The organism is Planktotalea sp. (genome assembly GCF_018607965.1).
Taxonomy (GTDB): Bacteria; Pseudomonadota; Alphaproteobacteria; order Rhodobacterales; family Rhodobacteraceae; genus Planktotalea.
In genome coordinates this window covers 1-6351 of record NZ_JABBAM010000072.1, presented here as the reverse complement: position 1 = coordinate 6351, position 6351 = coordinate 1, and the positions used below count along the sequence as shown (strand labels likewise).

The following is a 6351-nucleotide window of genomic DNA, read 5'->3' as shown; positions in this document are numbered from 1 at the left end:
TCCTAGGGGATGATGCTGCACTTTTGCAAATGGGGGATCTGCGTCAGGTCTTGAGCACTGATCATTTACGTGGCTTTACAGATGATCCAGTCGTCATGACACGGATCGCAGCCGTGCATGCGCTCGGCGACATATGGGCGATGGGCGCTGCACCACAAGCCGCTATGGTCAGTCTGATATTGCCGCGTATGAGCGCTGAATTGCAGGAACGCACACTTGAGGAAATCATGCAGACCGCGGGGGATGTAATGAACGCAGCGGGCGCGCAGATCGTAGGCGGACATACCAGCATAGGCGCGGAATTCACGGTTGGATTTAGCCTAACGGGTATCGCAAACGCCGCACCGATAACGTTGGGCGGTGCGCAAGTTGGTGATGTTTTAATCGTTACCAAGCCGCTTGGAACGGGTGTGATCCTTGCCGCAGAAATGCAGATGCGCGCGCGCGGGGCCGATGTTGCAGCGGCCTACGCGAGTATGTCACGGCCTCTGATGCAGGATGCTTTGGCACTGGCGGGAGCACATGCCATGACGGATGTGACGGGCTTTGGACTGGCTGGGCACTTAAGCAATATGTGCCGCGCCTCAAATGTCGGGGCTGAATTGGATGTGCAGCGCGTTCCTTTGTTGAACGGTGCCTTGGCGCTAAGTGAAGAAGGTGTTCAATCGAGCCTTTACCCTGACAACTTATCAGATGCCTTAACGCTGATGAATGCGCCAGAAACGGCGCACGGACGGTTAATGCTGGATCCCCAAACTGCAGGTGGGTTGCTCGCTGCAGTGCCTGAACGGGACGCTGGAAAAGCGCTGGCAGATCAAGGTATTGGTGCGGTTCAGATCGGGCGCATCACGGATGGCCCTGTGCGATTAAAGCTGATCGAGTAACGCAGCGACTTGGCTTGCAATGCGTGAAATATCATCCGGCTCTAAGCCTTCTGTTTCAAGCGTCGCCAACACATCGTGCTCACGCTGCGCGCGGGATCGATCATAGCCACGATCATAGTGGTGTTGCATCAGCTCAGCGGCGAGCGCTTCATGCTTGCCATCGTTCAAAAACACCAACCACTGATCGACCCGTTCGTGGCCGCAAAGCGTACGCAACTTATTGAGGCGTTCCGCCATACGCGCTGGGTCTTCGAGCACATCCGCATAGTCGCGTGTCAGGAACCCTGCACGCGCAGACAGGGTCGCTGCAATATCTATCCGGGAGGCTGCGCGCATGGTTTTCCATAAGGACGCGGGGATTAGACGTTCGCCTATCTTGCTGCTTTCTGCTTCGGCCACCACGGGGCGACTGAGGTCAAGGTGCGACAGCGCCAAAGCGAGACGCGTTTCAAACATTTTCTGGCTAGGCTGCGCATCACGCATCGCCCCTAAAAGAGAGCCACGATGATTTGCCAAGCCTTCTAAATCAAGCGTCTGTGCACCCTGCTGCGCCAACACATGCAGGATTGCCGTTTTTCCAGATCCAGTGTTGCCATCAAGCAAAACAAACCGATGCGGCAGCGGATCTTCATAAAGCGTTTTCACAACAAGACGGCGGTAACTGCGATAGCCTCCCTCAAGCAGGTCCGTGCGCCAGCCAATTTGACTAAGGATCGACGCAAAACTGCCAGAACGTTGCCCCCCACGCCAGCAATAGACCAAAGGCTGCCAGCCCCCATCCTTCGCGGTCAGCTCATTTTCAATATGGGTCGCAGAATTTCGCGCGACAATTGCTGCACCGAGCTTACGTGCACGAAACGCACTTTCTTGGACGTAGATCGTACCAATCTTGGCGCGTTCTTCATTGCTCATCACGGGTAGGTTGATTGCACCGGGGACATGGTCCTCGGCGAACTCAGCAGGCGAGCGCACGTCGATCACCGAATCAAACTTGGACAGTGCGTCATGGCGTAAGTTATCGAGTGTAAATCCCATGGCGCTGCCTATCGTGCTTTCAATCCGTGCGAAAGGGCGGCAGATTGGTTTGAACGTGAAAGGACGCATCATGAAAATTGCAACTGCCGCCTATCCGCTTGACTGGTTTGATAACTGGGCCGCTTTTGAAACCAAAGCCCGCAAGTGGGTCACTGATGCAGTAAACCAAGGCACAGAGGTATTGGTGTTTCCTGAATACGGGGTGATGGAATTGGCAACACTTGCGGGGCGTGATGTGGCACTTGATTTGGAGCAAAGCCTCCATGCTGTATCTGACCTTATCCCTAAGGCTGATGCACTCTACACATCCCTAGCCCGAAAATTTGGTGTTCATATCCTGACGCCCTCTGCCCCAGTCTTTGATACGGCAGTCCACCCGACACGGCCCGTCAACCGAACGCGCCTAATTGCGCCAAACGGTAAAAGCGATGCGCAGGACAAGCAAATCATGACAATGTTTGAACGTGATCCATGGCACGTGGCAACGGGTTCTGGCACTTTGAAATTGTTCGACACAACGCTTGGGAAGATCGGTGTACTGATTTGCTACGACAGCGAATTCCCTCTTTTAGGGCGGGCTTTGATCGAAGCAGGCGCAGAATACATTCTTGTTCCGTCTTGCACAGAAGAGCTAGCTGGCTACTGGCGTGTGCGAATTGGGGCTATTTCGCGAGCGCTAGAAGGGCAATGCGTGACCGCGATGGCCTCGATTGTGGGAACTGTCGATTGGTCGACGAGTGTCGAGGCAGGCAGCGGTATGGGCAGCATATTTGGCCCACCTGACACTGGTTTCCCAAGTACAGGTAATATCGCAGAGGGCACTTTAAACCAAGCAGGCTGGACCATAGCAAATGCGCCGCGCAGTAAAATTGCAAATATGCGAAAGGCTGGGGTCGTGCGAAATAGCACACATTGGAGTGAACAGAATGGCCCGAATAGCACCATCCCCGTGACATATTGCGACTTGCGCTGAATACACCTTGAAATCTTGGAAAAATACGCCCATCTAAGCGCAACTTCCGCAAATACGCGGATCAGGTAACAATGGAGATACCATGGCCAAGGAAGATACGCTCGAATTTCCCGGTGTCGTGAAGGAACTCTTGCCGAACGCGACATTTTTGGTCGAGCTAGAAAATGGCCATACCATCATCGCGCATACGGCAGGCAAGATGCGTAAAAACCGCATCCGTGTTCTTGCAGGCGACAAAGTACAGGTCGAAATGACCCCTTATGATCTGTCCAAAGGTCGGATCAACTACCGCTTTAAATAAGCGCATGCCTGTGAACGCAGGTCTGATAATATGAATGAAACCGGTCCAATGGGGCCGGTTTTGCTTTGTTGGACGTCACTATTCTAGGGTGGAATATGAAACTTATTCTTGGAAGCGGCAGCCCTCGTCGGCTAGACCTTTTGGCGCAGATCGGCTTAACGCCCGATGACATCCGCGCGCCCGACATTGACGAAACGCCCATGAAGGCCGAACAACCCCGCCCCTACTGCGCCCGCATGGCGCGTGAGAAGGTGGCAGCGGTTCCTATTAGCGACAACGAAGTCGTCTTGTGCGCTGATACGACCGTTGCGTTGGGACGCCGAATCCTAGGCAAACCTGAAAACGCGGGCCAAGCGGCCGAATTTCTGCTTTCCCTGATGGGTCGACGCCATCGCGTTGTCACAGCGGTTGCCGTAAAACGCGGCGATCAGATTTGGGAACGCGATGTTGTGACCAACGTCAAGATGAAGCGCCTGTCGGACATTGAATTGAACGCCTACCTCGCAACAAACGATTGGCAAGGCAAAGCAGGCGGCTACGCAATCCAAGGACCTGCGTCCGCTTTCATTCCATGGATCAGCGGCAGCTTTAGCGCTGTCGTTGGCCTTCCCTTGGCGGAAACTGCAGCAATGCTGAAAGCCGCCGGATACCCCGTTTACGGAGAAAGCACATGATTGGTCGCACCATCATTCTAGATCATTTCAACGGACGCGAAGCAGCCGCCCTGATGGTAGACGGCAAGTTAGAGGATCTACTGATCGCCTCCGACGCCCCAGCCCCCGGCACGATCTATCGCGCCATCGCGGATCGCCCCGTAAAGGGCCAAGGCGGGATGTTTCTGAAAACGCCCGATGGCAACGCGTTCCTACGTCAGATCAAAGGCATGGCACTGGGGGATGAATTGCTCGTGCAGGTCACGGGCTACGCAGAGGACGGCAAAGCGATCCCCGTGCAACACCGCGTTCTGTTCAAGTCCCGCTATGTGATTGTGACGCCGAATGCGCCCGGTATCAATGTGTCCCGTTCTATTCGCGATGAGGATCGGCGCGAAGAAATCTTGGCCGTTGTCCATGACACTGTCGAGAATGTGCCCCATGGAATCATCCTACGCTCTTCTTGCGAAAACGCCGATGCAGAGGACATCGCAGAAGATTTGCTGTCGATGCTGACCCTAACGGATCAAGTGTTGACTGATGAAGGCACTGGCGCTGAAATGTTGATCGAAGGCGACGCGCCCCACCTACTCGCGTGGCGCGACTGGGTCGAACCAGCAGACGTCATCACAGAAGACGGCGGTTTCGAAACCCACGGCGTCATGGACGCGATTGAGGCGCTTGAGAGCCCGCGCCTAGAGCTGGCCGGTGGCGCATATGCATATGTCGAACCCACACGTGCCTTGATTGCTGTGGACGTGAACACAGGCAACGACACATCGATGACGGCTGGTACGAAAGCAAACTTCGCTTTGGCCAAAGCTCTGCCCCGCGATTTGCGCGTGCGTGGCCTAGGTGGTCAAATCGTGCTTGATCTCGCACCCATGTCCAAGAAAGACCGTCGCGGATTTGAGAGTGCCTTAAAAGCAGCGCTGCGCAACGATACGATCGAAACGGTTTTCGTCGGTTGGACACCTTTGGGCCACGTCGAACTCCAACGCAAACGCGCGCGCCTCCCGCTCACAGAGCTTTTAAAATGAGCTGCCCTATCTGTGAAAAAGTGACAGATGCAGGATACAAACCCTTCTGCTCCAAACGCTGCGCGGACATTGATCTGGGCAAGTGGCTAAGTGGGTCTTACGCCCTGCCCTCCTCTGATCCAGACGACGCAGGCGCGCTGATAGACGCCATGGAACAGGCGCTTGAGGCTCCTGAAAACGACCAAGACGAAAAACTACATTAATATCGCGCGTTAGCTATGGACACGCACCCCGTCCCAGCCTAAAACTCCCGCACCCAGACAGTGATTTGTCTCCCGTGCCCGGGTAGCTCAGGGGTAGAGCAGTGGATTGAAAATCCTCGTGTCGGTGGTTCAAATCCGCCCCTGGGCACCATTTTTACCAACAAATACAATGACTTAACTGAGCGCAACACGCGCTTAAGTTGTGTAATTCAAAAACACACCTTAAACACACTTTTTGCCGTGTTGCTGACTATTTTGACTGTGGAATCACGGTGTTGAACACAGTGTTGGCTGTTGCTCGCACAATCAGTCTATGCTGGAACTTACCGCTTGCTGTGTGAACGTGTTGTAGGCAACCAGTCCACCAGAGCTGACGCTATTTGACGTAATAGCCTGAATGACCACCTGATGTGTCACCATCAGTGTGAACGTGTCCTCCGAAAGCCCGTCTAATTTACGTCTAAGAATAGCAAGTGTTTCGTCTTTTGGCGCATGTGATTGGAAGAATGAGTTCAGTCCAGAAAAAGTTTGGACATCGCCAAGGTCCAGAAGGCGTGCAGTTTCCTTGCATCGGCACCATTCGCTGGAAAGCACTTCATCAAATGCAAAGCCTGCCTGCTTAAGCGCCGCCCCTATATGCCTAGCTTGGTCCCTACCCTCATCACTCAGATTGCGCTGTGTCGCACACTCTTTAACAGTGAAGCTTTCTGGATCCCCAAAGCCGGGCGCGAGCGCATGACGCATAAACAGCACATTTGCATTGATAGCTTTAACAGCATCATCAAGCGTCTGTGTTTCTGCACTCACATAGGATGCGTTAACCATGAACAGCCATAGTAATGCAGCGAATACTTTACGGCACATATGAGCCCCCCCTTGCGTCAGTGAGACTTATGTAGCGTGCATGTTGTGATTTTCAAAACGCCTTCAAACACACACTTTGGTAGACTTGTTGGTACGCCCTGCCATAGTGTTGCTGCAAGGAGCATGACATGCGGCAGCTGCGCGATGACACACATCTGATACTGGACGGCGAGGTGCGGGTGTATCGGCGTGAGCGCAGCAAGCGCTGGCAGGCAGCCTTTGTAATTGACGGGCACACCATCCGCATCAGCACCGGCAAGCGAGATTTGACTGAGGCCAAGGAGTATGCCCGCGACACGTTTTTGGAATACAAGTTCCGGCACAAGAATGACCTACCTGTTGTTACCAAGAAGTTCAGCGACGTTGCGCGCCTTACCATTGCCGATATGCGCAAACAG

Annotated in this window: 8 protein-coding genes, 1 tRNA gene and 1 pseudogene; 8 read left to right on the top strand and 2 right to left on the bottom strand. The window is 54.0% G+C overall.

All coding sequences use genetic code 11. The features are described 5' to 3' along the window. Nucleotides 1–884, top strand: an 884-nt coding sequence (gene selD, locus QZ279_RS07150) for a selenide, water dikinase SelD (protein ID WP_293449577.1), incomplete at its 5' end; no start/stop codon positions are given. Here the strand turns inward: selD and mnmH are convergent. Next, a complete protein-coding gene (gene mnmH, locus QZ279_RS07145) occupies nt 867–1919 on the bottom strand; it encodes a tRNA 2-selenouridine(34) synthase MnmH (RefSeq protein WP_293449578.1) in 1053 nt (350 codons plus the stop codon). The two genes, selD and mnmH, sit on opposite strands and share 18 nt — an antisense overlap. 70 nt (nt 1920–1989) lie before the next feature. Here mnmH and QZ279_RS07140 point away from each other — a divergent pair, with 70 nt between their 5' ends. The 6 genes from QZ279_RS07140 to QZ279_RS07115 all read left to right on the top strand — a co-directional run bounded on the left by QZ279_RS07140 (nt 1990) and on the right by QZ279_RS07115 (nt 5240). Beyond that, nucleotides 1990–2892 carry a carbon-nitrogen hydrolase family protein gene (locus tag QZ279_RS07140; protein WP_293449575.1) on the top strand — a complete coding sequence of 301 codons (903 nt, stop codon included), beginning with the start codon at nt 1990–1992 and terminating at the stop codon, nt 2890–2892. 82 nt (nt 2893–2974) lie between these two features. Next, nucleotides 2975–3193, top strand: a complete 219-nt coding sequence (gene infA, locus QZ279_RS07135; RefSeq protein WP_009830821.1) for a translation initiation factor IF-1 — start codon at nt 2975–2977, stop codon at nt 3191–3193. A gap of 95 nt (nt 3194–3288) precedes the next feature. Continuing rightward, on the top strand, nt 3289–3867 hold the full coding sequence (locus QZ279_RS07130) for a Maf family protein (protein ID WP_293449573.1): 579 nt from the start codon (nt 3289–3291) through the stop codon (nt 3865–3867). Continuing rightward, complete coding sequence (locus QZ279_RS07125; RefSeq protein WP_293449572.1) at nt 3864–4886, top strand: ribonuclease E/G; 1023 nt, start codon at nt 3864–3866, stop codon at nt 4884–4886. Before QZ279_RS07130 ends, QZ279_RS07125 begins: the two co-directional genes overlap by 4 nt. Beyond that, nucleotides 4883–5089, top strand: coding sequence for a DNA gyrase inhibitor YacG (gene yacG / locus QZ279_RS07120; RefSeq protein ID WP_293449571.1), 207 nt, complete (start codon nt 4883–4885; stop codon nt 5087–5089). Before QZ279_RS07125 ends, yacG begins: the two co-directional genes overlap by 4 nt. A gap of 76 nt (nt 5090–5165) precedes the next feature. Further along, nucleotides 5166–5240 (top strand) — tRNA-Phe (locus QZ279_RS07115). A 155-nt stretch (nt 5241–5395) separates the two neighbouring features. Here the strand turns inward: QZ279_RS07115 and QZ279_RS07110 are convergent. Beyond that, nucleotides 5396–5953: a histidine phosphatase family protein gene (locus QZ279_RS07110; RefSeq protein WP_293449569.1), complete on the bottom strand. Its 558-nt coding sequence runs from the start codon at nt 5951–5953 to the stop codon at nt 5396–5398. A 128-nt stretch (nt 5954–6081) separates the two neighbouring features. Between QZ279_RS07110 and QZ279_RS07105 the strand changes: the two are divergent. Further along, nucleotides 6082–6351, top strand: a pseudogene (locus QZ279_RS07105) (site-specific recombinase); the annotation flags it as partial.

Excerpts from the sequence above, each read along its gene's own strand:
- mnmH (WP_293449578.1), bottom strand. The coding sequence starts at position 1,919 with ATGGGATTTACACTCGATAACTTACGCCATGACGCACTGTCCAAGTTT.
- QZ279_RS07140 (WP_293449575.1), top strand. The coding sequence starts at position 1,990 with ATGAAAATTGCAACTGCCGCCTATCCGCTTGACTGGTTTGATAACTGG.
- infA (WP_009830821.1), top strand. The coding sequence starts at position 2,975 with ATGGCCAAGGAAGATACGCTCGAATTTCCCGGTGTCGTGAAGGAACTC.
- QZ279_RS07130 (WP_293449573.1), top strand. The coding sequence starts at position 3,289 with ATGAAACTTATTCTTGGAAGCGGCAGCCCTCGTCGGCTAGACCTTTTG.
- QZ279_RS07125 (WP_293449572.1), top strand. The coding sequence starts at position 3,864 with ATGATTGGTCGCACCATCATTCTAGATCATTTCAACGGACGCGAAGCA.
- yacG (WP_293449571.1), top strand. The coding sequence starts at position 4,883 with ATGAGCTGCCCTATCTGTGAAAAAGTGACAGATGCAGGATACAAACCC.
- QZ279_RS07110 (WP_293449569.1), bottom strand. The coding sequence starts at position 5,953 with ATGTGCCGTAAAGTATTCGCTGCATTACTATGGCTGTTCATGGTTAAC.